Here is a 26,045-nt window from a genome sequence, read left to right as displayed (position 1 = left end):
ATCCTCCAGCAAGGAAACGCAGGGAATCAGGCTGCGATTCCCGCAGGCATGGAAAAACCCGTTGGTCCGGACTTGGGGGGTGTACGGACCAACGGGTTCAATCATCAAGCATAATTCAATGTGGCGTCAGCGTAAAATCGTTTCGTACTCCCACTTCCGGTTTCCCGCTGAGGGAAACCGGGCCGCCCCTGCGACACATTCCTGAAAGTTCCACATGCCATTACAGTCCAAGGCGTTCCAGCGCTGGCTTCACGGCGTTGCGCCCGATGCCAGCACGGCTGACGTCTGCAGGATCGCCGGCATCAAGAGGACCACCCTTGCCCAGCAGCTGGTTCGCGGCAAGGTGGCCGAATCCACCTTGGTCAGCATCAGTCGCGGTTTCCATATCAACCCGGTACAGGCGCTCTCGACTTTCGACCTCTACTCCGATCTTCGTGGCGACCCCGTCCCACCGACGCCCTGCGAACTGGTGAGCCAGGTGGCCACCATCGACTTGTTGCGGGCCGTGGTGGAGCGAAGCGAGCCAGGTTCCGCCCCCGCCCCGCACCTTTCGGAGCCACCGCACCCCACGTCCGTGCGGAACTGGGTGGACGCGATCGACGACGGCGAGTTGCGGCACCGCGTCAGTGTCGCCACCGGGATAGCTCCCCAGAACTTTTCGGCGCACCTGACAGCCAACAGGCTTCCGCCCGAACTCGCTGTCGCAACCTCCCGCGCTGCCGGGGTGGGGCCCGCGGGAGGACTGGTGGCCGGCGGACTCATCACCGAAGCGGAGGCCGGGTGGCCACCGGATGCCCGGCGGAAAGCCTTGGACGCCATGACCCAGAGTTCACTGGTGACCCTGGCCGGCGACCGGCTGCTGGCACTCGGTAAGACACTGCGCCGACAAGAACAAGACCACGAACGTACTGAAAGAATTTGGGAGAACCTCGGATGACGGCTGTCCTGCCCTGGGTCACGCTGGTTGTTTGCCTCGCGATTACCCTCGCACGAATCCCCAGCGCCCTGCGCGGCGAGAACCGGGATGTCTTCTACATCTTCTCGCTGATCACGCTGAGCATTTTCATCAGCATCGAAGCGCCGTATCTGGTCATTGACGGCTGGCTTGGCGGGATGAACATCGGCAACCTGGTGCTGCGGTTCCTCCTGTATGCCACGTTCTACTTCATGGGCGTCAAGATCGCCATGGCGTTCGGATCAGAATCGGCCGTACGTGCAATCCGCGGACCCATCGGTATCACCGCGGCTGTACTGGTGGGCGCCTTGACCATCTACTTCTTCGCCATCACGGACACGCGGGGTTCCTCGGCCGGAATGAGCGGCCTCACCTGGGGGCCCTCCCTGGACGGCTATGCGGCCATGGGCCGGCTGTATCCCGGGTTTGTTGCCGCCTGCCTGGTTCCTGCGATCTGGCGGACCGTGGCCAGCACGGCTCCCGTGCTGCTGCGCGTGGCTTCGGGGTTCCTGCTCCTGGGCCTTTGCTTGTTGCTGCTCTCCCAGTTCTTCCCGTTGATCCCTTTTTCAGAGGCCTGGCTGCGGGTGCTCATCAACTACTCAGCTGCCATGTCCACGTGCATCGGATTGGCCGGAATCTGGTTTTCCAAGACCTACGCCCGTCGAAAGCGACGACTCTTGGCGTAAGACTTTCACAAAAGCATTAGATCATGGCACAATCATGAATGTGTGAAAGCGGCTGCAGCCTGACACCGGAATCAGAGAACGGGTTTCCGGTGGATGTGGCGCCCACCGGATCACAATTGGGGGGATGAGTGGTGGCGGGCTGTTGGGGACCGCCCCCACTCAGCCTTTTTAACTGCAAAATTGTTTCCTCGCCGGGCAGGAGCAAATGCGGCGCACACACCGTGACTAAGATGGCTCCATGAACAGCCTTCGCACCCGACGCTCAATCCTCGCTGCCACCCTGGCCTCGGCCGCCCTTGCGCTTGCTGCCTGCGGCGGCGGCTCCGCTCCTGCCCAGTCCGGCGCGGATACGTCCCTTTCCGGTGTGAAGTCCAAAGGCGAACTGGTCATTGCCACCGAAGGAACCTACCGCCCCTTCACCTTCCATGCCGAGGGCGCGGGCGACCTGACAGGGTACGACGTCGAGATCGCACGGGCAGTGGCAGACAAGCTTGGCGTGAAGGCAACTTTCCAGGAGACCCAGTTCGATGGCATCTTCGCGGGCCTGGAAGCCAAGCGCTTCGACACCATCGCGAACCAGATCTCCATCAATGACGAACGCAAAGCCAAGTACGAGTTCTCCACGCCCTACACCGTCTCCACGGGCGTTGTGGTCACCAAGTCCGATAACAACAGCATCAACAGCTTCGCCGACCTCAAGGGCAAAACCACTGCCCAGTCGCTGACCAGCAACTTCTACAAGATGGCTGTCGAAGCCGGCGCAAACGTCCAGGCTGTGGAGGGGTGGGCCCAGTCCGCCACCCTGGTCCAGCAAGGACGCGTCGATGCCACCGTCAACGACAAGCTCACCTACCTCGACTACGCGAAGACCACCCCCGACTCGGGTTTGAAGGTTGCAGCTGAGGCGCCGGACAAGACCGAGAGTGCGTTCGTTTTCCGCAAGGGATCCACGGAACTCAGCAAGGCCGTCAGTAAAGCCCTCGCCGATCTCCAGTCCGACGGAACGCTGGCGAAGATCTCCACCAAGTACTTCGGCGCGGACGTCACCAAATAGATGAACTGGGACCTCATCTGGAGCTCCTTCGGCCCCCTGATTACGGGGGCCGTGACGGGGACCATTCCCCTGACGCTTGCGTCCTTCGCATTTGGCCTGGTGCTGGCGCTGCTGGTTGCCCTGCTGCGGCTGAACCCCAACGTGGTCCTTTCGGGGATCGGCCGTTTCTACGTTTCAGTCATTCGCGGCACTCCGTTGCTGGTGCAGCTCTTCGTGATCTTCTACGGGCTGCCCAGCATCGGTGTGAAGCTGGACCCCTGGCCGAGCGCGATCATCGCCTTCTCCCTTAACGTTGGCGGCTACGCGGCTGAGATCATCCGTGCCGCCATCCTGTCCGTGCCGAAGGGCCAGTGGGAAGCCGGCCACACCATCGGCATGTCCCGGCCGCAGACCCTGCTGCGCATCATCCTGCCGCAAGCGGCCCGGGTATCCGTCCCACCGTTGTCCAACACCTTCATCTCCCTGGTCAAGGACACGTCCCTCGCATCCTTGATCCTGGTCACCGAACTGTTCCGCAATGCCCAGCAGATTGCTGCCTTCAGCCAGGAGTTCATGGCCCTGTACCTGCAGGCTGCCCTGGTCTACTGGGTCATTTGCCTGGTCCTTTCCACCGCGCAGTCCGCCGTGGAGAGGAGATTGGACCGCTATGTCGCCCACTGATACCCCGGAACCGCGGGTCGCCCCGGTACTGGAGGCCAGGAACCTCGCCAAGGCCTTTGGCAGCAACAAGGTGCTGCGCGACATCGACATCGATATCCGCCGTGGCCAGGTAGTGGCCCTGATCGGCCCGTCGGGCTCCGGTAAGACCACGGTCCTGCGCTCGCTCAACGGACTGGAAATTCCCGACGGCGGCACCGTTACCTTCGGCCGCGGTGATGCCTCAGGTGAGCTGGCCATCGATTTTGGGGCCAAGGTGGGCAAGAAGGAAGTAGCCGCCCTCCGCGACCGCAGCGCCATGGTCTTCCAGCACTACAACCTGTTCCCGCACATGACCGTGCTGAAGAACATCATTGAGGGGCCGGTGCAGGTCCAGAAGCGTCCCAAGGCCGAGGCCATTGCCGAAGCCGAACGGCTCCTGGAACGCGTGGGCTTGGCCGACAAGCGCGACGCCTATCCCTTTGAGCTTTCCGGCGGCCAGCAACAGCGCGTCGGCATCGTGCGCGCCCTGGCCCTGAAACCCCAGCTCCTCCTGTTCGACGAACCCACCTCCGCCCTCGATCCCGAGCTCGTAGGCGACGTTCTGGGCGTCATCAAGGAACTCGCCGAAGAGGGCTGGACCATGGTGATCGTCACCCATGAGCTGGCCTTCGCGCAGCATGTGGCGGACGAAGTCATCTTCATGGATGACGGCGTCGTGGTGGAACGGGGCCCTGCTGCCGAGGTGCTGCGCGCACCCCGGCAGGAACGGACCAAGCTCTTCGTGAAACGGCTACAGCACGATCTCTAGCCCCGGCTGAAGCGCAACGTCACCAACTGGAACGGACGGAGCACCAGGTCCACCACGGAGTCCTCCCCCACAGCAACCCCGGGGGCATCTACGGGCCGTTCCAACAGGTCCGTGGCCGCGACACCCTGGGCCTGGAATCCGGGCATTACCTTGCCGGTTGAGCGCTCCCCCAAGGATTCGTAAAGCCGGACCACAACATCGCCCGATCCGTCCTCGGCCAGCTTGACGGCTTCCACTACGATCGCAGGATTGGTCACCGAAACCAGCGGTTCCACGGCGTGCCCGCCGGTAACGTACCGCGGTGCCAGGTTGGTGCGGTAGCCCTCTTCCACGGCGTCGGCTATCGCTGCGCCAGGCCTGATGGACAGTTCCAGGGTGTGTTCGCCCCGGTCCGCCTCCGGGTCCGGAAAACGGGCGGAGCGCAGCAGCGAGGTGCGTACCGTCGTCGTAGTTCCGCCGTCCCCGCGGACCGCCCTGGTGACGTCATGGCCGTAGCTGGAGGAGTTGCTGACCGCCACCCCGTATCCGGGTTCTGCCACGTGGATCCAGCGGTGCACGCAGATTTCGAACTTTGCGGTTTCCCAGGACGTGTTGGTGTGGGTGGCCCGGAAGACGTGGCCAAACTGTGTTTCGGAGGCCGAGCGGTCAGCTCGGACGTCCAGCGGGAACGCAATCTTCAGCATCTTTTCGCGTTCCTGCCAGTCCACGGTGGTGGCGATGCCCAGGGACTTCGCGCCGGCGTCGAGCGTGATGCGTTGCGTAATGGTGGAGGCGTTCACCTTGCGTTTGACCACCACGACCGCGCCCGCTGCGGTGCGCTCGAGGTCACAGCTGTCCGCACGGGTCAGCGGAGTGACGTTCCGACGATAGAACTCCTCAATGTCCCAGGCATCCCACTCGTTCGGGGTGTCCCTGAAGAGCTCCAGCAGATTTCCTGCCTGGCCCGGAGCGATCGCCTCACGGCCGCTGGCGTGGTCCACAAGCGAGCTCAGGAGACCATCAGCGTTCAGGACCGCACGGATGACCCCGTTGTCCAGGACGTAGCCGCCGGCGTCCTCCTGGACATCAACGGCAGAACCGGGGGTGTTGGTTGCGCCGGCGCCTAGGGCGGGCACTCCGGCACGCATGTGCGGGGCGGCGTTGAGCAGGTACTCGTTGCCGCCTGGTCCCACCAGGGCCGTCGCGGCGGCACTGATGATTGCTTCGAGGTCGCGTGCGATGGCCTCGTAATTGCGTTCGGCATCCTGGTGGACCCACGCGATGGAGCTGCCGGGCAGGATGTCGTGGAACTGCTGCAGCAGGACCAGCTGCCAGAGGCGCTTAAGTTCCTCGTAGGGGTACTCGTAATCCGCGCCGAGTCGCACCGCAGCCGTGGAGCACCAGAGCTCTGCTTCGCGGAGGAGGTGCTCGCTGCGGCGGTTTCCGCGCTTGGTCTTGGCCTGGCTCGTGTACGTTCCACGGTGCATCTCCAGGTACATCTCCCCCACCCACACCGGAAGGTTCGCGTACTCGGCCTCAGCCTTGGTGAAGAAGTCCCGGGCGGTTCCCATTCGGACCTTGGGCGATCCCTCGAGGTCTGCGGTGCGGTGCGCGGCAGCAACCATTTCGCGCGTCGGCCCGCCACCGCCGTCGCCATAGCCGAACGGGACCAACGACATGGTGCCACGGCCGTGATCGCGGTAGTTGCGCTCGGCGTGGGCCAACTCCCGGCCGTGCAGCTCCGCGTTGTAGGTGTCAACGGGAGGGAAGTGCGTAAACAGCCGGGTCCCGTCAATCCCTTCCCAGGAAAACGTGTGATGCGGCATCCTGTTGACCTTGTTCCAGGAAATCTTTTGCGTCAGGAACCAACGCGATCCCGCAGCCTTGACGATCTGGGGGATCGCTCCGGAGTAGCCAAAGGAGTCGGGCAGCCATGCTTCCTGGCATTCGATGTCGAACTCCTTCAGGAAGAAGCTCTTGCCCTCCACGAACTGGCGGGCCATGGCCTCCCCACCGGGCATGTTCGTGTCGGACTCCACCCACATGCCGCCCACGGGAACGAACTGTCCGGCTTTGACCTTTTCCCGGATCCGGACAAAGAGCTCAGGGAAATACTCCTTCATCCATGCCATCTGCTGGGCGGAGGAACAGGAGAAGACGAAGTCCGGGTCCTCGTCCATCAGGGCCACCACGTTGGAGAAAGTCCGGGCACATTTGCGGATGGTCTCCCGGACCGGCCACAGCCATGCCGAGTCGATATGTGCGTGGCCCGTGGCCAGGAGTTCGTGCGCGGACGCATACGCCGGCCTGCTCAGGACCTCCCTGAGCGCTTCACGGCCGGCGGCTGCCGTGCCGGCGACGTCGTCGGGGTCCATGATGTCCAGCATGCGTTCCAGCGCCCGCAGGATCTCGTTGCGCCGGGGCAATTCGATGGGCAGCTCATACATCAGGCCACTGAGGGTCCAGATGTCCTGGTTGAGTTCCCACACAGTTTCATTCAGCTCTGCCATGACAATCCGGCCAAAGCGGTACCGGGGTTCATCACCGGAGGTCGCCTTGTCCCCCAGCGGAGTGGGCGCGAAGGACCAGCCTTGTGCAACGTCAGGGTTGGCCGCGGCCTCCACGTAGAAGTCCACGGAGTGTCCGCCGCCAAGAAGTTTCAGGGGTACGTGGTAGTTCCTGGGCGAGATTGCCTTGATGATGCTGCCGTCCGCACGCCAGGCGGTGCCTTCGCACTGGAACCCGGGGACATCGCTGTTGAACCCAAGGTCCACGATGATCTCCACCCCAGTGGAATCCGCCATGCCCCAGTCCTGCGGCACTTCGCCCTGCAGGCGCAACCATTTGGTGCTCCAGGCCTTGCCCCATGCAGCGCCCGGCTCCTGTGGGGTGAAGAGCTGGCGCATGGCCTCGGCGGCGGGCACCGGCTCACCGGGAGCATCCCAGCTGCTGAGCTCCAGCGGTAAGGCCCTGCCATAAATGGCCGGAAGAATGCGTTCCCGAACAAATCGATCGAGACGCTGTTCAGTGATCCGGCGGTCGTCGTGCAATTAATTCCCCTTTGGGCGTCGGGTTAAGGACAGCGTGATGGCAGGTTCCCCACAGGCTGTTTTTAAACGCCTGTTCCTGATACCCGCGGTTCCATTCGATGGATAAAATCTACGTTGTTCCAGCCCAATAGCCAAGTGACGGGGCCACCACCGGGGTGTCCCTATGAGCCCTGCTCTCCCGTGATCCTGTCCCGACCAGCGTACACATTGAGGCTGGAACCCCGGCTGAAGCCCGCCAGTGTGATGCCCGATTCCACGGCCAGCTCCACGGCAAGGCTGGACGGAGCACTGACTGCGGCAAGAACGGGTATGCCCGCCATTGCAGCCTTCTGGACGAGCTCGAAAGACGCCCTGCCGGAAACCTGCAGCACCGTCCCCCGCAACGGGAGCATTCCGGCGCGCAAAGCCCAGCCCACCACCTTGTCCACCGCGTTGTGGCGCCCCACATCCTCCCGGAGGCAGAGCAGCTCGGAAGTGCCGTCGTCGTGGATCCTGAACAGCCCGGCGGCATGGACGCCGCCTGTCTTATCGAAAACCGCCTGTGCCTCGCGGAGACGGTCCGGGAGGGCCGCAAGGACACTCACGGGGACGGTGACGTCGTCCTCGTGCGGCGTGTGGTGCGAGGATTTGCGGACTGCCTCGATGGAGTCCGTGCCACAGATGCCGCACGAGCTTGAGGTGTACACATTGCGTCCGGTGTCCGGGCGTTCCACGTCGGGGCGCAACTGGGCGTCCACAACGTTGAAGGTCTGCACGCCGTTCTCGTCCTCCCCCGAGCAGAACCGCTCGGAGATCAACTGGGAGGGCTCCCAGATGATGCCCTCGGACACCAGGAAGCCGGCAACGAGGTCGAAGTCGTCTCCCGGGGTCCGCATGGTCACCGAGAACGACATGTCGCCAAGCCGGATCTCCAAGGGCTCCTCCACGGCAAGGACATCCTCCTTGAACCGGACTGGGTGCTCCAGTGCCTGGGGAGAGCCATCCAGGACGAACTTATGCACCTTGCGGCGCTGGGTTACGCGTCCCACGCTAAGCCACCTCACTTTCATGCCGGACGAAGCGCACCGTCATGGCCTTGTAACCGGGCGTGTTGGACTCCCTGGCCACCAACTCGCGATGTACCAGTGCATTGGCTTCCGGGAAGTAGGCGGCAGCGCAGCCCTTCGCCGTGGGGTAATCCACCAGGCGGAACTTGTTGGCCCGCCTCTCCGATCCGGCAAATGTCGAGATGACGTCCACCAAATCACGGTCCTGGAAGCCAAGTTCCTCCAGGTCGGCGGAGTGGACGAGAATCACGCGGCGGCCCTCCGAGACTCCACGGTAACGGTCATCCAGCCCATAGAAGGTGGTGTTGTACTGATCGTGGCTTCGCACGGTCTGCAGGATCAGGTGGCCTGCGGGGGCTTCGAGGTACTCCAATGGGCGCACGCTGAAGCGACCCTTCCCGATATCCGTGGCAAAGGTACGGGTATCGCGGGGCGGGTTGGGCAGCACGAAACCATTCTTGGTACGGACCCGGGCGTTGAAGTCTTCGAATCCGGGGATGACACGGGAGATATGGTCGCGGATCACGTCGTAGTCCTCAGCCATGGCCCGCCAATCCACGCCGTGGTCATCGCCAAGGGTCGCCTGCGCCATACGGGCTACGATTACCGGTTCGCTGAGCAGGTGCTCGGAGACCGGCTCCAGCCGTCCCTGCGTTTTGTGGATGACCGACATGGAGTCCTCCACGGAAAGGAACTGCTTGCCCTTGGGGTGTTTGTCATCGGTGTCGGTCCGGCCCAGCGTGGGCAGGATCAGGGATGTCTTTCCATGGACCACATGGGCCCGGTTGGGCTTGGTGGAAATGTGGACCGTCAGCCCGGCACGTTTCAGGCCTTCTTCCAGTGCTGCCGTGTCCGAACCCGCCGCGGCGAAGTTGCCGCCCATGGACACGAAGACATCCACCTCACCCTTCTCGAGGGCGTGCTGGGTTTCCACGGAGTCGTAGCCATGGTCGCGTGGCATCCGGAAGCCGAACTCCTTGTCCAGTGCTGCCAGGAACGACTCCTTGGGCTTCTCCCAAATACCCATGGTGCGGTCACCCTGCACGTTGGAGTGGCCGCGTACCGGGCAGGCTCCTGCTCCCCGCTTGCCGAAGTTCCCTTGGAGCAGCAGGAGGTTGATGATTTCGCGCAAGGTATCCACCGAGTGGGGCTGCTGGGTCAATCCCAGCGCCCAGCAAATGATGGTGGCCTTGGAGGCAGCCATCATTTTCGCCACCTTGGTGATCTCCGCACGGTCCAGGCCGGTGGCGCGCTCTGTTTCATCCCAATCCACCGTAGACCGGGCCTCCGCATAGGCGGCGAAGCCGTCGGTCTGCTGCGAAATAAAGGAATGGTCGACGACGGTCCCCGGGTTGAGCTTCTCCTCCTCCAGGAGCAGGTGGCCGAGGGCCTGGAACAAGGCGAGGTCTCCGCCGACCTTGATCTGCAGGAACTCATCGGCGATGGTGGTGCCGCCACCGATCACTCCGTTAAGGGACTGCGGGTCCTTGAAGTTCAACAGGCCCGCCTCCGGAAGCGGGTTCACGGCAACGACTTTTCCACCGTTGTTCTTGCAGTCCCGCAGTGCTGAGAGCATCCGGGGATGGTTGGTTCCGGGGTTCTGGCCGACCACCAGCACCAGCTCCGCATGGTGGATGTCCTCCAGGGACACCGTGCCCTTTCCGATTCCGATGGTGGGGTTCAGTGCGCTGCCGGAGGATTCATGGCACATGTTCGAACAGTCCGGGAGGTTGTTGGTGCCGAGGCTTCGAGCGAACAACTGGTACATGAAGGCGGTCTCGTTGGCCGTGCGGCCGGAGGTGTAGAACACGCATTTGTCCGGCGTGGTGGCGTTGATGTGCTCCCCGATGAGGGCGAAAGCGTCCATCCAGCTGATGGTCGAATAGTGGGTGTCACCCGGCCTGATGACCACAGGCTCGGAAATCCGGCCCTGGCTCCCCAGCCAGTACTCGGTCTTGCCTTCGAGGTCCTTGATGGAATGCTCGGCCCAGAAAGGCGCGCCCACCGTCCTGGTGGTGCTTTCCTCGGCGATTGCCTTGGCGCCGTTCTCGCAAAACTCTGCCGGGCTTCGCCGGCCGGTGATCGATTCGGGCCACGCACATCCCGGGCAGTCGAACCCGCCGTGTTGGTTGACCCGCAGCATGGAGCGGACCGTACGGGCGACCCCCGCTTGCGAATAGCCGCGTTCAAGCGCCACCGTGACGGCTTTTACGCCTGCTGCGGCTCGTTTGGGCGGGTGGATCTGCAGGTCATCTTCGTTGATGTCCTGTTCGGGAGCATGCCTGTTCATGAGTCCATCATTGCATCTTGGCCGGAGTGTCCATCCAAGGCGAACGCGCGGCTCAAGCGTCCAGTGCACTCCAGTCCACCGGGCCCGCCGGAACCTTCTTCGCCGGCCTGGCCGGCGCCTTGCGGGGCTTGTCTTCTGCCGGCTTGGGTGCGGGCAGCGGCTTGCCCCAAGGCAGGGCGAACGCAGGGACCAATTCCCCCATCTGCACTCCATGCGGCGGGACCACCATGACCCCATCCGCAGCTGCGAGGCCACGCATCATTCCGGGAGCCGCATGCTGGGCCGGCGACGCCAGGCCATACATCAGCCTGAAGGGCATCAGGCGGGTCCGGCCGGGATCCGCGTCAATCATTGCGCCGCAGGGCACCTCGGCTACGTCTTCGAGTTTGCCGTGTCCCAAGGCCGCCAACAGGGGCCCGCCCACCGTAAACAGGGCCATCATCGCCGCGAGCGGATTCCCGGGCAGGCCCAGCACGAACCGGCCGTCGGGAAGTTCGGCCAGCACCGCGGGATGGCCCGGACGCATGGCGATGCCATCAATCAGCAACTCGCCTCCGAGTTCGGCCACCGCCTTCCGGAAGTGGTCCGTCCCCGAGAGCCCGGTGCCCCCGGTGGTAATAACGACGTCGGCCGGCGGTTCGGCGTCCACGTCAGGTTCGCCAAGCAGCGGCTCAGTATCCTGTAGGGCAGCAAGCCACTCTTCATAGCTGTCGCCAACCCTGAGCTGCTCACCGGCGATGCCGCCCAAAAGTTCCACGACGGAACCCAACTGCGGACCGAACGTGTCCCGGACCTGCCCGGGCCCTGGCACCCCCTGCACTACTACCTCTGAACCTGTCAGGAGGAAGCGGACCAATGGCTTGCCCTGAACGTTCAGATGGTCCAGTCCGGCCAGCGCCGCCAAAGCTATGTGCGCCGGGTTCAGTACCGTCCCCGCTTTGAGCAGGACCTCCCCCTCCACGGCTTCTTCGGCGGCTTTACGGATGTGTTGGCCGTTGCGCGGCTCCCCCGGTTTCGCTGTGCCGCCAAGCGCAAGGATCGGCAGACCGTCGTCGTCCGTCGTGATCTCGCCGCTCTCGCTGCGCAACACAGCTTTGGCGCCGGGCGGAATCAGGCCACCGGTGACAATGGGGCTCGCCTGGTGTGGTGCCAGCCGCTGCCCGGGCTCGCTGAGGATCCACGGACCACTGCCATTGACGGCCCATCCGTCCATGGCCGACGACGCGTAGTGGGGCATGTCCTGCACGGCCAGGACATCCGAGGCCAATGTGCGGCCAATGGCGGAACTGATCGGGACCGGACCGGGCGGGATGGGCGCAGCAACCTCGAATGCCCGGCTGCGGGCCTCCTGCCACGTGTGTGCCGCGTGATGGCCCTCCCTGGGGGCCTCGGTCATTCGGCGTCTGTCCCGGTCTCCGCGTACTCCTTGGCCACCTTGCGTGCCAGGTCCAAGGCCGCCTTCATGGAGGCATCGTCGCTGGCCTGGCCGATCCCGCGGGCCATGCCGGCGGCGTACCCGGCGATGAACGTGGTCAAGGGAGCAGCGGGACGCACCACCGAGTGCGCAGCTACTCCGGCGACGGCGAGGACCTCATTGACGTCCACTTCGACGCCTTCCAGCTCGAAGGCCTGCAGCAGTGTGCGGCACCATTCCTCGAGCGTCTCTTCCTGGCTCTTCACGTCGGCCTCCAAGTCGTAGTCAATGCCCAACGCCGTCGCGTCATCCCAGGTATCCACATCATCTGTGGCACCGGCGGGGACGGCGACATCCAGCAGGTTCAGCCTAGCAAGCAGCTGGAACACCGAAGAGTCCGTTAAGCCGGAACCGCCCTCGGCTTCCGCCACTTTCCGCTCCAGGGCCGCCGTGCTGTAAACACCCAGCAGCGGCTGCTTACGACCGTCAGCAGAGACCGCCATGGCACCGTCCACCTCCGGATGATTCCTGAGCGCGTTCCAGAGGGCATCGACTCCGCGGGAAACATGGGGCATGTCGCACGCCAAAACCAGCGTCCACGGACACGGCAGGGCCCGGGTCCTCAGCGCCGCCAGCCCGGCAGCGATCGCAGCAGCAGGACCCGCAAACGGCGGCTCTTCCCGCGCCCTCAGGATGCCTTCGTGCAGGGCCGCGTCGTCGCCCGGAACCTCAGGGCCCACAACCACGACGGCGGCTGCACCGCCCGATGCCTGCAGGGCATGCGAAAGGAGGGTGGCGCCGTCGTACGTTAAGGACGGCTTGGGCACGCCACCGAGGCGGGTGGCCCTGCCACCCGCCAGGACGACGGCGTTGAACTCCATCCGCCCAGATTACCCGGGGCGGGCGGAGTCGTCAGAAATCGATCAGGCAGCGGATTCCGGCAACAGGAACGGGTCCCAGTCCGGCGCAGGTTTCTCGAGTTCCTTGATCTGCCACATGGTTCCCTGGGGCACGCCGGGTTTGAAACGAAGTTTCCAACCCATCTCAGCCAGCGTGTGGTCGCTCTTGGCGTTGTTGCATTTCAAGCACGCCGCAACCAGGTTTTCCCAGGAATCCGCGCCGCCCCTGGATTTGGGGTGGACGTGGTCTATGGTGTGCGCTGTCTTCCCGCAGTAGGCGCAGCGGTGGCCGTCGCGGCGAAGGACGCCCCGGCGGCTCACGGCGGTGATCCTGTTGTACTTGGGACGGATGTAGCGGTTGAGGAGGATCACGGATGGTCGTCCGAGAATCTCCTGTGGCCCGACGACAGGCTCGTCGCCTTCGGCCACTACGCTCGCTTTCCCAGTCAGCACAAGGACCAGCGCCCGGCGGAATGTTATTACCGCCAGCGGTTCATATCCAGCATTCAGAACGAGTGTGCGCATGCACGTACCTCTTCACGGCCGCACCCGTCAGGGGCACGAGGGCCGGCTGCCCTCTGCATGTACGGGCTGTGGATCGACAAGATAAGGGTAAGCACTTATATGCCGTATCAACGAATCTTTCTGTCGTTTCCCGTGCGGTGTCGGCAAATGTTCATGCGTGGTTAAAGCGGAACACCCCGCCGGCCGGAGCCTGCGGGGTGTTCCAAAAGGTACGTTATTAGCCGTTGACGCGGATGAAAACCGGGCCGGAGCCAACGTTTACGCTGAACAATGCTGTGGTGGATCCGTTCCATCCACCGTGCACTGCCATGCCGTTGCCGACGTAGACAGCGATGTGGGCCTGCCCGGCCAAACCGCCGTTGGCGTAGTAGGCGAGGTCGCCCGGCTGGGCTTCTGCAGCACTGACGGTACGGCCCAAGGAGAGGTACCCGGCCGGCCAGTCATGGAAGTGGATGCCCACGGCTGCCAGGGAGTTGGTCACCAGCATGGTGCAGTCCTGGGTCACGCCGAGCTGGGCGTACGCTGCGGCGGCGATAGCTGCACCGAGGCCGCTGGAAGCTGCCGGAGCCTTGGCAGCCGTAGCCGAGCTGTTGACGGCAAGCGTCGCGTTGCCGGTGGAAGCAGCCGTGTTGGCGCTCTCCGTGGCCTTGGCTTCTGCCTTGGCGGGGGCTTTCTTCTCCACGGGAGCCGGAGCTTCAACCGTGGTGACGACGGGCCGTTCGTAGGAGATGGCTACCGTGGAGTCCGCAGCGATGGTCGACTGGACCACTGCCTGGACATCGAGGGTGGACGTCGCGGTGGATTCACGGTCAACGTTGGTTTCGGCGGCGTTGGCCGCGACACCGCTGGTCAGGACCAGACCGGAAGCCGCTGCGATGACGGCGGCCTGGCGGCCCACAGTACCGGCGTTGCCGCCGACAGCCTTGGCGATGATGGCAAGCGAGCTGGTCTTGGGGGCCTCAGCGCGATGCCGTGCAACCTTGTTTGCACTGGTCATGATTTTCTCTTTTCGTATCCGCGTGCAGTGGGGTTACACGCGGGTAATGGGCGGCCAGCACTTGGGGGCATGCTGGCCGGCCACGAACCGGATGTTTTCTAGCGAAGGGTGAAGAAGGAAGAGGTGCCCGTGGAGGCTGCCGAGTGCAGGAGGGTGCCCTGGCTCGGGTTCAGTGCGCTGATCATCATGCCGTTGCCGACGTAGATGCCGACGTGGGCTCCGCCGTTCTGCATGACGAGGTCACCGGGCTGGGGGTTGCTGGTGGGCTTCATGGCCGTCCAGGCGTTGACGCGGGGGATGCTGATGCCGGCCTGCGCGTAGACCCACTGGGTGAAGCCGGAGCAGTCCCAGCCGTTGGGGGTGGTGCCGCCCCATACGTAGGGGTGACCGATACCGGTGTAGGCAATGGCGGCGAGGCCCGAAGCAGCAGCGCTTGCAGCACCGTCCGTAACCTCGGAGGACTTTGCGGTGACCGCAGCTGCGGCGTCCTGGCTACCAGCGGCGCGCTGGGTGACCTGCGATGCACGCTGGACAACCTTGGGGGCTTCCTTGGTGGCCACGACCGGGCTCTCGAAGGCCACGGTGGCGGTTGGCTCTGCAGTGACGACGGCGGTTGCCACCATCTGCTGGGTGCTGGAGGCTTCCGACTTGGAGATGTCCGTATCAGCTGCCGTAGCCGGAAGACCGGCGGTAAGGACAAGGCCCGAAGCTGCTGCCAGGACGACGGCCTGACGGCCAACCGAACCGGCGTTGGACGAAACAGCCTTGGAAAGAGTGTTCAAGGGGTTCGTACGAACCGTTTCAGCGCGGTGGCGCGCAGGGGTAGTGCGTGATGACACGTAGGTAGCCTCTCCCAATGCCTGCGAGGTGAGCTGTCGGATTCGGATGGGAGTCATCCGGCCGCGTTGCTTCAAGGAAGCTTTTGCGACTTAACCCCAAGGCCTTCTATCGAAGACCAAAAGTGGTTCCCCCGCCCCTGCCAGACGATTTATGCGAACGGACCTTGAGTGGTGGCAGAGCTAGGCAATCCACTCAAGTGCACCGGCCCCCTAAAAAGCCGATGCGCTTTGTACGGTACAACAGTTGAACGCGAATGTCACATTCAGGTCACGGGGTGTCGCAAAATGCGAGAGGCGACCATCAACTGGCTTAGAGCCAGCCCATGGGGTCGACAACTTCTCCGTTGACCTGGACCTCGAAGTGGAGGTGGCAGCCCGTGGAAGCGCCCGTGGTGCCGCTCAACGCGACAGTATCGCCACGGGTGACGGTCTGGCCGACCTTGACGTTGAAGGACGACAGGTGGTTATAGGTGGTCTCGAGGCCGTTGCCGTGGTCCACTACCACGCGGTTGCCTCCGCCATACTCGTGCCATCCGGCAAAAGTGACTTTGCCCGTGGCAGCCGCATGCACTGCGGTGCCGCACTGGGCAACGAAGTCCTGGCCGCGGTGGAAGTCGCCCGTGCCGCCCGTGAGGGGGCTGACCCGGTAGCCGAACGGCGAGGCCGTGACCAGGCTGTCCAGGGGGCTGGCAAGCGTTCCTACGGACGAGGCGCGCTGGATGCTGCCGACCGACTGGGCGCTGAGCAACTGCTTCAGCTTGCCGTCGGGGTCAGCTGCGGTTGCGACGGCGGCGCGGCTGAAGTCGATTTTTGCCGATGCGGCTGCGGAGACCTCTGGCTGGCTGCCGCCGGAAACGGCGAGGGCGGACTCGGTCTGGCCTGACTCCGACGTTGCCATCACGGGGCTTGTGGCCGGCAGTCCGACAGTCAGCGCCAAGCCGGTGGCAGCGAGGGCTACTCCGGCTTTCTGGCCGACACCACTGGCTGCGGCGAAATCGGCAACCTGGCGCAATGGGCTCTTACGGCGGCGGACTTGGCGCTCAGTGTCACGGGGCCGGACCTCCATTGTTGCGCGGGCTGGCCGCAGCTCAACAGCGGGGCCGGTCGCGCGGCGACGACCCCTGACGTTCTGCGATGTCAAACTCTGTTCCTCTCTGGAAAGCCTGCGAAGTTAGCTGTCGGATTCGGGTCAGAGAGTTCAAAGACCCGGTCCGCACGAAGCGCTCATGGCACACAGGTATCCCAGGAGGGACTTGCGTAAATGGGCACTTCTGCTGCGGACTTCACCCCAAGGCTGCTTCTTTAGACAGCCGCTTGTGGTTCCCCCGCCTCTGCCAGTGGTGGATGGCACACCTGATCCGCTGGCAGAGCTCGGCTCCGGATCAGGTAACGCTTTGGTATCGGCGCTAGTAGATAACTATAGGCGATTAAAGCCTGCAGTAATAAATTCGTTATCAACAGGACGACGCACTCCCATATCATCAATCCCGAAAAACCGCAGGTCACATTGTCCCGCAGGGCACAAAAGTGAGGTTTGACACGGCATCCCCGAGGAGGCGGCGCCCCGAAGGGAGGTCAGCCCAGGGAGACGAACACGTGGGCCGCAACTTCAGGCGGAAGCTCAAGCGCTCCCTCGATGCCGGGAACCCGGACAGAAATGTACTCGCCGACGCGTTCCAATGACACCGCTGCCCCGGGACGGATTCCGCCCTCGTCCAGCTGGGTGAGGAGTTCGGGCTCCACCTGGATGGGCTCGGCAAGCCGGCTGACCACCACGCGGGAATCGGCGGCGTAGCCATCCATGGCCTGCAGCAGGTTGATGTCGAGCCGCGGAATGGTCTGCGTCGGCAGACCGCCCAGGGCTTCGAGTCCTGGAATCGGATTGCCGTAGGGCGACTCGGTGGGGTGTTCAAGGAGTTCGTAGAGCCGGCGTTCAACCCGCTCACTCATCACGTGTTCCCAACGGCACGCTTCGTCATGGACGTACGCCCAGTCGAGGCCAATGACATCGGCAAGGAGCCGCTCCGCGAGACGGTGCTTTCGCATGACCTCGGTGGCGCGCTTGCGGCCCATCTGGGTCAGTTCAAGGTGACGGTCGTTGGATACGATCACCAGGCCATCGCGCTCCATGCGGCCGATGGTTTGTGAAACCGTGGGGCCGGAGTGCCGCAGGCGCTCGGCGATGCGGGCCCTGAGCGCCACAATGTTCTCTTCTTCAAGCTCCAAAATGGTCCGAAGATACATCTCAGTGGTATCGATCAGATCCGTCATCCAGCTCAGCTCTCCTCGAACGCAGTTTCCTTGCGTAATCTCCACCGTACCGCGTCCTTGGCCAGGGCAGCCGGTGTGTACCGCTGGCCCTTGAACGCCGACACCCAGCCTAGCTTATTTGGAATTACTCTGGATAATTCCGGTCGCATCCTGTTGCGTCGCATTCCACGTGGCGGACTATGACGGATGCAGGTTACAGCCCCCGGGCCGAGTCAGGCAGAATTGGGGAGTCGAAGGGGCAGCGGATGCCACCTGCCACGACCCATCTCTAGCCGATACCCATTGGAGCCACACGTGAGCGACAACAGCATCACCATTCCCGCCGATCTGCTGCCCAAGGACGGACGCTTCGGCGCAGGACCGTCCAAGGTCCGCCCGGAACAGATCGAGGCGTTGTCTGCCGCATCGGCCACCATCCTGGGCACCTCCCACCGGCAGGCCCCGGTCAAGAACCTCGTGGGATCGGTACGGGAAGGACTCAGCCAGTTCTTCCGCGCACCCGAGGGATACGAGGTTGTCCTCGGCGTCGGCGGATCAACCGCCTTCTGGGATGTCGCCGCATTCGGCCTGGTGGAGAAGAAGGCCCAGCACCTGTCCTTTGGCGAGTTCGGTTCGAAGTTCGCCGCCGCCACCAACAAAGCCCCGTTCCTTGATGCTTCCTCCATCATCAAGTCCGAGCCCGGCACCCGCCCCGTGGCGCAAGCCGAAGCCGGCGTCGATGTCTACGCGTGGCCCCAGAACGAGACGTCCACGGGTGTGGCAGCTCCCGTCAAGCGGGTCCAGGGCGCCGACGAAGGATCACTGGTCCTGGTGGACGCCACCTCCGCTGCCGGCGGCCTGGACGTCGACGTCTCGGAGTCCGACGTCTACTACTTCGCCCCGCAAAAGAACTTCGCATCGGATGGCGGGCTGTGGCTCGGCCTCTTCTCCCCCGCAGCTCTGGAACGCGCTGCCCGCATCAAGGCATCCGGCCGCTGGATCCCGGATTTCCTGGACCTGCAGACCGCCATCGACAACTCCAAGCTCAACCAGACGTACAACACGCCGTCGTTGTCCACCCTGGTGACCCTGGACGCCCAAGTTCAGTGGTTGAACAGCAACGGCGGCCTGGACTTTGCCAGCAAGCGCACTGCGGACTCCGCCAACCGGATCTACTCCTGGGCCGAAGCCTCCGAGTACGCCACCCCGTTTGTGGCCAAAGCCGAGGACCGCTCCAACGTCATTGCCACCATCGACTTCGACGACTCCATTGACGCGGCCGCGATCGCCAAGGTCCTCCGCGCCAACGGCGTGGTGGACACGGAGCCGTACCGCAAGCTGGGCCGCAACCAGTTGCGTATTGCCACGTTCGTCGCCATTGAGCCGGACGATGTCTCAGCGCTCCTTGCCAGCATCGACTACGTCGTGGGTGAACTGAAGAAGTAACCCTCGGCGGGTAGCCAGCCGGACCCGAGGGTCGGCGTCGTTCGGTCAGCCCGGACGGCGCCGTCGCCGCTTAACGGGCGGTGCCGCCGTCGCCCTCTTCCGTACCCGGAGGGGCAAGCAGCGACTCCACCCGGAAATGCTTGAGGCCACGCGCCCGCCGGTCAAAGCGGAGCCTCAGCTGTTTGGCCCGGATGATCCAGACCAAACCCACGACGGCGGTGCTGATGCCGGCTATCGCGGCTACGCCCACCGCCCAGCGCGGACCGCCGATGTTGGCCACCCAACCCACCAGCGGGGCACCAATGGGTGTCCCGCCCATGAAGATCGCCATGTACAACGACATGACCCTGCCCCGCATCACGGCCTCCGTGGTCGATTGCACGTATCCGTTGGCACTGGTGATGAGGGTCAGCGCGAACAGGCCACAGGGAACCAGCGCGAGACCGAAAAGGGTTGCGTTGGGCGCCAGGGCAGCGAGCGCGCTGGAGACCCCGAAACCTCCGGCCGCCAGGAAGATCAGCCTGAGGCGGGGCCGGCCGCGTCGGGCGGCGAGCAATGCCCCCGTTACTGAGCCGATGGCCATGATGGAACTCAGGGCCCCAAAGGCGCCGGCGTCCATGCCGAACTGGGTGCCTACCATCGCGGCGATGAACAGCGGAAAGTTGAGTCCGAAGGTGCCCACGATGAAGATGGCCACCAGGACCACTTGGATATCAGGCCTTCCCCGGACGTACCGCAGGCCTTCGCGGATGCGCCCTTTACCTGGCGCCGCGCGTGGTTGTGCCCGCAGTGACGACGCCGGAATCAGTTTGAGCGCCCAAAGCATCGCGGCGAAGGACACCGTGTTGATGAGGAAGACCCATCCCGGCCCCACCACCACAGTCAGGACACCGGACACTGCCGGGCCGATCATCCGGGCTACGTTGAATGATGCGCTGTTCAGTGCCACCGCGTTGGGGAGGTAATCATCGGTGACCAGTTCCGAGACGAACGTTTGGCGGACCGGAGCGTCCAACGCCGTCACGATGCCCAGCAGCAGGGCAAAGATGTACACGTGCCACAACTCCGCGACTCCCAACAACACCAGGATGCCCAGTCCGGTGCTTAGCAGGGCCATTGCAACCAAGGTGAGGAGGAGCAGCTTCCGCCTGCTGTAGCGGTCGGCAAGCAGGCCGGCCCACGGGGCAAGGAAGAGTTGCGGGCCCAGCTGGAGGGCCAGGGTGATGCCCATGGCACCGGCGTCGTGCGCGGTCAGGTGGTCGAACACCAGCCAGTCCTGCGCAGTGCGCTGCATCCAGGTGCCGATATTGGAGATCAGGGCACCGAAGAACCAGATGCGGTAGTTGGGAATCCCCAGCGACTTAAAGGTGGACATCAGTGTCCACCATCGCTTGGTTCACCCCGGGTTTCCGCAATGCTTATTCAGCCCCGGCTTCGTCGGCGTCGTCTTCGTCAGCGTCGTCTCCTTCGCCGTCGGCTTCGGCGTCGTCAGCCTCGTCGTCGTCCGCTTCGGCGTCATCCGCATCGGCGGGTCCTGTAGCGTCGTCCTCGTCGGCCTGGACGGATTCCTCCGTGACATCGCCGACCGTCTCCTCCACCAGCGGAGTCTCGTCCTCGGGGCGGACCCGCTTGGCCCACGGAACCCATTCCGGGGCGAGGATGGAATCCTCGGAGGGCAGCAGGCCGAGCTCGCTGACGGTCACGATCTTGGAACGCGAGTTACGCGTCACCACCGCGTACCACTGCCAGCCGCCGTAACCCGCGAGCTTGGATTCGAACAAGTGGGTGACCACGCGGTCGCCCTCCGACTTTGCACCGAGGTGCGCACCCACTTCGCCCGGGTTGGCTATGCCCTGAACTGCCTCACGTGCAGTATCGACGGCGGCAGCCAGGAAGGCGTCAGGCTTGCCGGTTCGCCACACAGGCAAACCGGCCCGCGGCTTCTCCGCCGCAGGCTTCCGCGCGGGGGCTTCCCCGTTTCCAGGAGCCTGGGCATCGTCGGGGGCTGAATCAGGGCTTCCCTGCGCGCCCTTTCCGCCCTTCGTGTCCTGTGCGGATTCCGATGCCATGGGCCTAGGCTTCCAGCTCGTCGGCAACCTTGCGGAGCGCCATGCTGATGGCCTTGGCCTTGTTGCCGTCCGGGTACTTGCCGGACGAGAGGGAGCCGGAGAGGTTGTCCAGCACCGTCACGAGGTCCTGCACCATCGGTGCAAGATCCTTGGCGTTCATGCGCTTGGCCTTGGCAATGGAAGGCGTCTTCTCCAGAACACGAAGTCCCAGTGCCTGTGCGCCGCGGCGGCCGTCAGCTACACCGAACTCCACGCGCGTGCCGGCTTTGAGTTCCGTTACGCCCGCGGGCAGGGACGTCTTGGGCAGGAATACTTCCTGGCCGTCTTCTGCCGCGAGGAATCCGAAGCCTTTTTCCTTGTCATACCATTTGACCTTGCCGGTAGGCACGTAATCAACCTTCTTCGTTTTCTTGCTCTGGGAGACACGTCGGGCCGTTACCGCATCCGCAGGGTCCTGCGGGATCGAGGGTGACAGCCCGGTCCGTGTTGGTCTGTTCCTTCAAGGTTATCCTGCCGGACCCCCTAATCCCGCTTTGGGACGCCCGCGTGCATGCCCGCGGGCCCCATGACGTGCAGCAACGGTCACGGCGGACTGCTCCTGCTAGCGTTGATGGCATGAATTCCCCGGGTTACCGCCGCCCCCTCGTGATTGCTGCCGCCGTCATTGCCGTGGTGTCATTGGCGGCCGTCGCCGCCGTCATCGCCATCGCTTCCACGGGCAGCGCAGCCCCCGTGTGGATCACTTCCACGGCCCTTTACGGGCTGCCCGCGGCGTTCATGCTGGCGGCTGTCCTGGTGGTGGACGCCATCCGTCTTCGTCGCCGCCAGTAACCGGTCCCTCGCTCCGGCGGGCATGAGCGGCCCAAGGGCGGTACCGTTGGATTGATGTCCCTTATTCGCGCGCTCAGCAAGGAACTGGAAGCGCGCAGCGACGATTCGCTGCGGGCTTTGTTTGCCGCGCGGCCGGACCTTATCTCCCCCATGGCACCGGACTTCGCCGCCTTGGCAGCCAGGGCGAGTGCCCGCGTGAGTGTCCAGCGGGCCTTGGAACGCTTGAACAAGCCGGAGATGCAGGTGCTCGAAACCCTCCATCTCTGTACCAATACCGATACCGGGCACAGTGTTTCGGCGGCCGGATTGAAAAAAGTCATTGCCGGTTCCACTCTCTCTGCCCTTGATCCCATCCTCGCCAACCTGCAGGAACTGGCCTTGATCCATCGGGCGGATCCACCCGCCGGTTCCCCTGCGACCACCTCACGGCAGCGCTTCTACCTCCCGGTGGGCAGCCTCAAGGACGTCATCGGCATCTACCCGGCAGGACTGGGACGAAGCTACACCGAGCTGGTCCGGCTCCAACCCGCCTTTGCCCAACGGGCAGTCCAGTTGGTGGCCGAACTGCACCAAAGCGGGCTCGGCATCCATCCAGCGAGCACGCCCATGGACGCGGCCCTTGCTCTTCAGCGTTGGACCTCCAGTCCCGCGGAACTGCGGGCCATCCTGGCCACAGCTCCGGAACGCACGGTGGCCCTCCTGGAGAAATTCGGGAGCTGGGCCATGGGTGCTGTACCTCAGGCCCAGCGGCGGGCGTCGGTCACCCATGAAAGCCGCGACGTCGGGCCCATCGACTGGCTGCTGGCGCGCGGATTGCTGGTCCCCCTGGACGCCGGCCACGTGGAGCTCCCCCACAGCGTGGGACTTGCACTGCGGGGCGGCGCGATCGTGGATGACTTCACGCTGGCCCCGCCGGTTCCCGAGCTTGGCCACACGAGTGCCGCCCTCCGCCGTAATGCCGCCATGGGCGCCATCGCCGAGACCCTGCGGCTGACCGGTGAGCTGTTGTTTGCCGTCCGCGAGCAACCGCTGGCCACACTCCGGAGCGGCGGCGTGGGCGTACGCGAACTCCGGCGCCTGGCCGAGTCCGTCCGGAACGGGGTGCACGAGACTGCGATCCTCCTGGAACTGGCTGCGTTGGCGGGACTCCTGCGCCTGGACGTGGACAGCTCCACCTGGGTGCAGCCGCCGTCGTTGGAGTGGCTGAACCTGCCCCGCCAGGAGCAATGGCTCTGGCTGGTCAATGCCTGGTTGGCCAGCGAGCGCGCGCCATCACTGGTGGGACAGCCGCTCACGGGTTCGGCATCCTCTCCCACGCACCAGGGCGCTGCAGGCACCACCATCAACGCCCTGTCCGCGGAAGCCCAACGGCCCGATGCTCCTGTTGTCCGGCGGCGGGTCCTGGAAATCCTGAATGAACTGACAGTGGAAGCAGCCGCGCCGGACGGCAAAGCGCCCGTCCTCGATGCCCGGGCCGTCCTGCAGCGGGCCGAGTGGGCACAGCCCCGGATGTCCAGGCGTTTCAGTTCACTGGTCCGCGGCATCCTGGAGGAGGCAACGCTCCTGGGCCTGATGGGTTCGGGCGCCCTGACCCAGCTGGGATCGGCTATCGCGGAAGGGCAACCGGAACAAGCCATGACCATCCTTGGCGAGCATTTGCCCGCCGCCGTGAACCACATCCTGCTGCAGGCGGACCTGACGGCTGTCGCCCCGGGGTACCTCGCGCCCGAACTCAGCGAAACCCTGCTGTTGATGGCCGACGCCGAGGGCCAGGGCCCGGCGTCGATCTACAGGTTTTCTGCCGCCACCATCCGCAGGGCGCTCGACGCCGGACAGGATGCGGAATCGCTGTTGGCGTTCCTTCGTGAGCATTCAGCAACCGACGTGCCCCAGCCCTTGGCCTATTTGGTCCAGGACACCGCGTCCCGGCATGGCCGGTTGCGCATTGGTTCCAGCGCCAGCTTTATCCAGAGCGACGACGAAACCGCCATCACCGATCTCCTCCACGAGGCAAGAACGTCCGTGTTGAGCCTGGTACGCATCGCACCGACCGTTCTGACGTCGTCCGCGAGCCCACGGGAAACGGCGCGGGTGCTGCGCGAGCTGGGACTGTCGCCTGCAGTGCAGGAGGCCGAACCCGCCGTCGTGCGTTTCAAACGGACAACAGCGGTACCCGGGAGCGCGCGCCCCGTCTACACGGCGCCCCGAACGGCTCCGCCGGACGAGGATGTCGAGGCCCAGCTTTCGGTGCTGCGCCAGCACCGCGGAGTTCCGGCAGAGACGGCCGGCGAGGCGTCTACGCAACTCGGTCTGGAGACCCTGCAGACGGCTATCCGGCTGAAGCAGGCAGTCATCATGAATGTGGTGGACAGCCTGGGGAATGCCAACACCGAAACGGTTGTTCCTGTATCCGTCTCCGGCGGACGCGTCAGGGTGTTCGATCCCGCCAAGGAAACCGAGCGGGTGTTGTCCATCCACCGGATCATCGACGTGGAACCCGCCAAGGAATTGCGTTCGTGAAACGCACAGTTTGTGAAAACCGCGCCGTGAAGCTGCGCAAGTGAGGATTCAACAGTGACCGACGGTCCGCTGATCGTTCAAAGCGACAAAACCATCCTGCTGGAAGTCGACCACGAACTCGCCACCGAGGCCCGGCATGCCATCGCCGCGTTCGCTGAACTGGAACGCGCCCCGGAACATATGCACAGCTACCGGCTGACGCCCTTGGGTCTTTGGAATGCCCGTGCTGCGGGGTTGGACGCGGAGCAGGTGCTCGATACCTTGCTGAAGTACTCGCGCTTTCCCGTGCCGCACGCTTTGCTGATCGACATCGAAGAGACCATGTCGCGCTATGGCAGGCTCCGGTTGGAAAAGGACGCCCAGCACGGCCTGGTGATGCGTACCGATGACTACCCCGTGCTGGAGGAAGTCATTCGGGCCAAGAAGATCGCTCCCCTGCTGGGGCCGCGGATTGATGGCGAAACGGTGGTAGTCCATTCATCCCAGCGCGGCCAGTTGAAGCAGCTGCTCCTCAAGTTGGGTTGGCCCGCAGAGGATCTTGCCGGCTACGTGGACGGGCAGCCGCACCTGATCATGCTGGACGAGAGCGGCTGGCAGCTCCGGCCGTACCAGAAGCTGGCCACGGAGAACTTCTGGGCCGGCGGCAGCGGCGTCGTCGTGCTTCCCTGTGGTGCCGGTAAGACGCTGGTGGGTGCGGCAGCCATGGCGACGTCTTCCACCACCACCCTCATCCTTGTGACCAACACGGTTTCCGCCCGGCAGTGGAAGGACGAGCTCCTCAAACGGACGTCCCTGACCGAAGACGAGATCGGCGAGTACTCGGGCGCGGTCAAGGAAGTCCGGCCCGTCACCATTGCCACGTACCAGGTCCTGACCACCAAACGTGGGGGGCTGTATCCCCACCTGGAATTGGTGGACGGACACGACTGGGGACTCATCATCTACGACGAAGTCCACCTGCTTCCCGCTCCGATCTTCCGGATGACCGCGGACCTGCAGGCCCGGCGCCGGCTGGGCCTGACGGCAACCCTGGTACGGGAGGACGGACGGGAAGGTGAGGTCTTCAGCCTGATCGGTCCCAAGCGATACGACGCTCCGTGGAAGGACATTGAAGCCCAGGGCTACATCGCTCCTGCGGACTGTGTGGAAGTCCGGGTGGACCTCCCCCGCGACGAGCGCGTGGCTTATGCCATGGCTGACGACGCCGATAAGTACCGGCTATGCGCGACGTCGGAAACCAAGACCCAGCTGGTGGAGCAACTGGTGGAGGTCCACAAGGGTGAGCAGTTGCTGGTGATCGGCCAGTACATCGATCAGCTGGATGAGATTTCCGAACGGTTGGATGCCCCTTTGATCAAGGGCGAAACCAGCGTCAAGGCGAGGCAAAAACTCTTCGACGCCTTCCGCAAGGGCGAAATCCACACCCTGGTGGTGTCCAAAGTGGCGAACTTCTCCATCGACCTTCCCGAGGCCTCGGTAGCCATCCAGGTGTCAGGCTCGTTCGGCTCGCGCCAGGAAGAAGCTCAACGGCTGGGACGCCTCCTGCGCCCCAAGCAGGACGGCCGCGCCGCCAGGTTCTACTCCCTGGTGGCCCGCGACACCCTGGACCAGGACTTCGCAGCCAAGCGCCAACGGTTCCTGGCCGAGCAGGGCTACGCCTACCGCATCATGGACGCCAAGGACATCGGCAAGGACGTCGGCCAGGAACAGTAGGGCGGCCGCAGGTACTTTTTAAGGTCAGGGCCCTT

Annotated in this window: 22 protein-coding genes and 2 riboswitches; of the genes, 9 read left to right on the top strand and 13 right to left on the bottom strand. The window is 64.2% G+C overall.

The features are described 5' to 3' along the window. The first annotated feature begins 214 nt into the window (after positions 1 to 214). The 5 genes from LRQ04_RS06895 to LRQ04_RS06875 all read left to right on the top strand — a co-directional run bounded on the left by LRQ04_RS06895 (position 215) and on the right by LRQ04_RS06875 (position 4,142). Entirely contained in the window at positions 215 to 937 is a 723-nt protein-coding gene (locus LRQ04_RS06895) for a hypothetical protein (RefSeq protein WP_235518969.1), read from the top strand. Next, complete coding sequence (locus tag LRQ04_RS06890) at positions 934 to 1,641, top strand: hypothetical protein (RefSeq protein ID WP_235518967.1); 708 nt, start codon at positions 934 to 936, stop codon at positions 1,639 to 1,641. The genes LRQ04_RS06895 and LRQ04_RS06890 overlap by 4 nt, the downstream gene beginning before the upstream one ends. Positions 1,642 to 1,879: 238 nt before the next feature. Next, positions 1,880 to 2,695 (top strand): amino acid ABC transporter substrate-binding protein, encoded by an 816-nt coding sequence (locus LRQ04_RS06885; protein WP_235518965.1) that lies wholly within the window; start codon positions 1,880 to 1,882, stop codon positions 2,693 to 2,695. Beyond that, positions 2,696 to 3,355 (top strand): amino acid ABC transporter permease, encoded by a 660-nt coding sequence (locus LRQ04_RS06880; protein WP_235518963.1) that lies wholly within the window; start codon positions 2,696 to 2,698, stop codon positions 3,353 to 3,355. It begins immediately after the preceding gene. Continuing rightward, on the top strand, positions 3,342 to 4,142 hold the full coding sequence (locus LRQ04_RS06875; protein ID WP_235518961.1) for an amino acid ABC transporter ATP-binding protein: 801 nt from the start codon (positions 3,342 to 3,344) through the stop codon (positions 4,140 to 4,142). The genes LRQ04_RS06880 and LRQ04_RS06875 overlap by 14 nt, the downstream gene beginning before the upstream one ends. Here the strand turns inward: LRQ04_RS06875 and LRQ04_RS06870 are convergent. The 10 genes from LRQ04_RS06870 to LRQ04_RS06825 all read right to left on the bottom strand — a co-directional run bounded on the left by LRQ04_RS06870 (position 4,139) and on the right by LRQ04_RS06825 (position 17,452). Next, complete coding sequence (locus LRQ04_RS06870; RefSeq protein ID WP_235518959.1) at positions 4,139 to 7,171, bottom strand: glycoside hydrolase family 38 C-terminal domain-containing protein; 3,033 nt, start codon at positions 7,169 to 7,171, stop codon at positions 4,139 to 4,141. The genes LRQ04_RS06875 and LRQ04_RS06870 overlap by 4 nt on opposite strands. Positions 7,172 to 7,332: 161 nt before the next feature. Next, positions 7,333 to 8,199, bottom strand: a complete 867-nt coding sequence (gene fdhD, locus LRQ04_RS06865) for a formate dehydrogenase accessory sulfurtransferase FdhD (RefSeq protein WP_235518957.1) — start codon at positions 8,197 to 8,199, stop codon at positions 7,333 to 7,335. A 1-nt stretch (position 8,200) separates the two neighbouring features. After that, positions 8,201 to 10,507, bottom strand: a complete 2,307-nt coding sequence (locus LRQ04_RS06860; protein ID WP_235518956.1) for an FdhF/YdeP family oxidoreductase — start codon at positions 10,505 to 10,507, stop codon at positions 8,201 to 8,203. A 52-nt stretch (positions 10,508 to 10,559) separates the two neighbouring features. After that, positions 10,560 to 11,903 carry a molybdopterin molybdotransferase MoeA gene (locus LRQ04_RS06855; RefSeq protein WP_235518954.1) on the bottom strand — a complete coding sequence of 448 codons (1,344 nt, stop codon included), beginning with the start codon at positions 11,901 to 11,903 and terminating at the stop codon, positions 10,560 to 10,562. Further along, positions 11,900 to 12,802: an NTP transferase domain-containing protein gene (locus LRQ04_RS06850; protein ID WP_235518952.1), complete on the bottom strand. Its 903-nt coding sequence runs from the start codon at positions 12,800 to 12,802 to the stop codon at positions 11,900 to 11,902. Before LRQ04_RS06850 ends, LRQ04_RS06855 begins: the two co-directional genes overlap by 4 nt. Positions 12,803 to 12,844: 42 nt before the next feature. Beyond that, positions 12,845 to 13,345 carry an HNH endonuclease gene (locus LRQ04_RS06845; RefSeq protein ID WP_144662688.1) on the bottom strand — a complete coding sequence of 167 codons (501 nt, stop codon included), beginning with the start codon at positions 13,343 to 13,345 and terminating at the stop codon, positions 12,845 to 12,847. A gap of 217 nt (positions 13,346 to 13,562) precedes the next feature. Further along, positions 13,563 to 14,342, bottom strand: coding sequence for an NlpC/P60 family protein (locus LRQ04_RS06840; protein ID WP_235518951.1), 780 nt, complete (start codon positions 14,340 to 14,342; stop codon positions 13,563 to 13,565). A 98-nt stretch (positions 14,343 to 14,440) separates the two neighbouring features. Further along, positions 14,441 to 15,181 (bottom strand): C40 family peptidase, encoded by a 741-nt coding sequence (locus LRQ04_RS06835; protein ID WP_308194890.1) that lies wholly within the window; start codon positions 15,179 to 15,181, stop codon positions 14,441 to 14,443. 4 nt (positions 15,182 to 15,185) lie between these two features. Next, positions 15,186 to 15,354, bottom strand: a riboswitch (cyclic di-AMP (ydaO/yuaA leader). 137 nt (positions 15,355 to 15,491) lie between these two features. Then, a complete protein-coding gene (locus LRQ04_RS06830; RefSeq protein ID WP_235518948.1) occupies positions 15,492 to 16,322 on the bottom strand; it encodes a M23 family metallopeptidase in 831 nt (276 codons plus the stop codon). Positions 16,323 to 16,326: 4 nt separating this feature from the next. After that, positions 16,327 to 16,568, bottom strand: a riboswitch (cyclic di-AMP (ydaO/yuaA leader). 188 nt (positions 16,569 to 16,756) lie between these two features. Next, a complete protein-coding gene (locus tag LRQ04_RS06825) occupies positions 16,757 to 17,452 on the bottom strand; it encodes a metal-dependent transcriptional regulator (protein WP_235518947.1) in 696 nt (231 codons plus the stop codon). Between the two features lie 294 nt (positions 17,453 to 17,746). Between LRQ04_RS06825 and serC the strand changes: the two genes are divergently transcribed. Continuing rightward, the gene (gene serC / locus LRQ04_RS06820; protein ID WP_235518946.1) at positions 17,747 to 18,877 is read left to right on the top strand and encodes a phosphoserine transaminase; all 1,131 of its coding nucleotides are present in this window, start codon (positions 17,747 to 17,749) and stop codon (positions 18,875 to 18,877) included. Between the two features lie 70 nt (positions 18,878 to 18,947). Here serC and LRQ04_RS06815 read toward each other — a convergent pair whose 3' ends face one another. Genes LRQ04_RS06815 through LRQ04_RS06805 form a run of 3 tightly spaced genes read right to left on the bottom strand, consistent with a single transcriptional unit; the run spans position 18,948 to position 21,334 of the window. Next, positions 18,948 to 20,252, bottom strand: a complete 1,305-nt coding sequence (locus tag LRQ04_RS06815) for an MFS transporter (protein WP_235518945.1) — start codon at positions 20,250 to 20,252, stop codon at positions 18,948 to 18,950. Positions 20,253 to 20,295: 43 nt separating this feature from the next. Beyond that, entirely contained in the window at positions 20,296 to 20,946 is a 651-nt protein-coding gene (locus LRQ04_RS06810) for a DUF3027 domain-containing protein (protein ID WP_235518943.1), read from the bottom strand. Between the two features lie 4 nt (positions 20,947 to 20,950). Beyond that, a complete protein-coding gene (locus LRQ04_RS06805) occupies positions 20,951 to 21,334 on the bottom strand; it encodes a cold-shock protein (RefSeq protein WP_090820714.1) in 384 nt (127 codons plus the stop codon). Between the two features lie 227 nt (positions 21,335 to 21,561). Between LRQ04_RS06805 and LRQ04_RS06800 the strand changes: the two genes are divergently transcribed. The 3 genes from LRQ04_RS06800 to LRQ04_RS06790 are packed head-to-tail and all read left to right on the top strand — an operon-like array spanning position 21,562 to position 26,010. Then, the gene (locus LRQ04_RS06800) at positions 21,562 to 21,777 is read left to right on the top strand and encodes a hypothetical protein (protein WP_235518941.1); all 216 of its coding nucleotides are present in this window, start codon (positions 21,562 to 21,564) and stop codon (positions 21,775 to 21,777) included. Between the two features lie 54 nt (positions 21,778 to 21,831). Then, complete coding sequence (locus LRQ04_RS06795) at positions 21,832 to 24,297, top strand: helicase-associated domain-containing protein (RefSeq protein WP_235518940.1); 2,466 nt, start codon at positions 21,832 to 21,834, stop codon at positions 24,295 to 24,297. A gap of 54 nt (positions 24,298 to 24,351) precedes the next feature. Beyond that, positions 24,352 to 26,010 carry a DNA repair helicase XPB gene (locus LRQ04_RS06790; RefSeq protein WP_235518939.1) on the top strand — a complete coding sequence of 553 codons (1,659 nt, stop codon included), beginning with the start codon at positions 24,352 to 24,354 and terminating at the stop codon, positions 26,008 to 26,010. The last annotated feature ends 35 nt before the right edge of the window (positions 26,011 to 26,045 follow it).

The organism is Paenarthrobacter sp. AR 02 (assembly GCF_021538675.1).
In the GTDB taxonomy this organism is placed as follows: Bacteria; Actinomycetota; Actinomycetes; order Actinomycetales; family Micrococcaceae; genus Arthrobacter.
The sequence above is the reverse complement of the archived record's forward strand: the minus strand, read 5'-3'. Positions and strand labels throughout refer to the sequence as shown.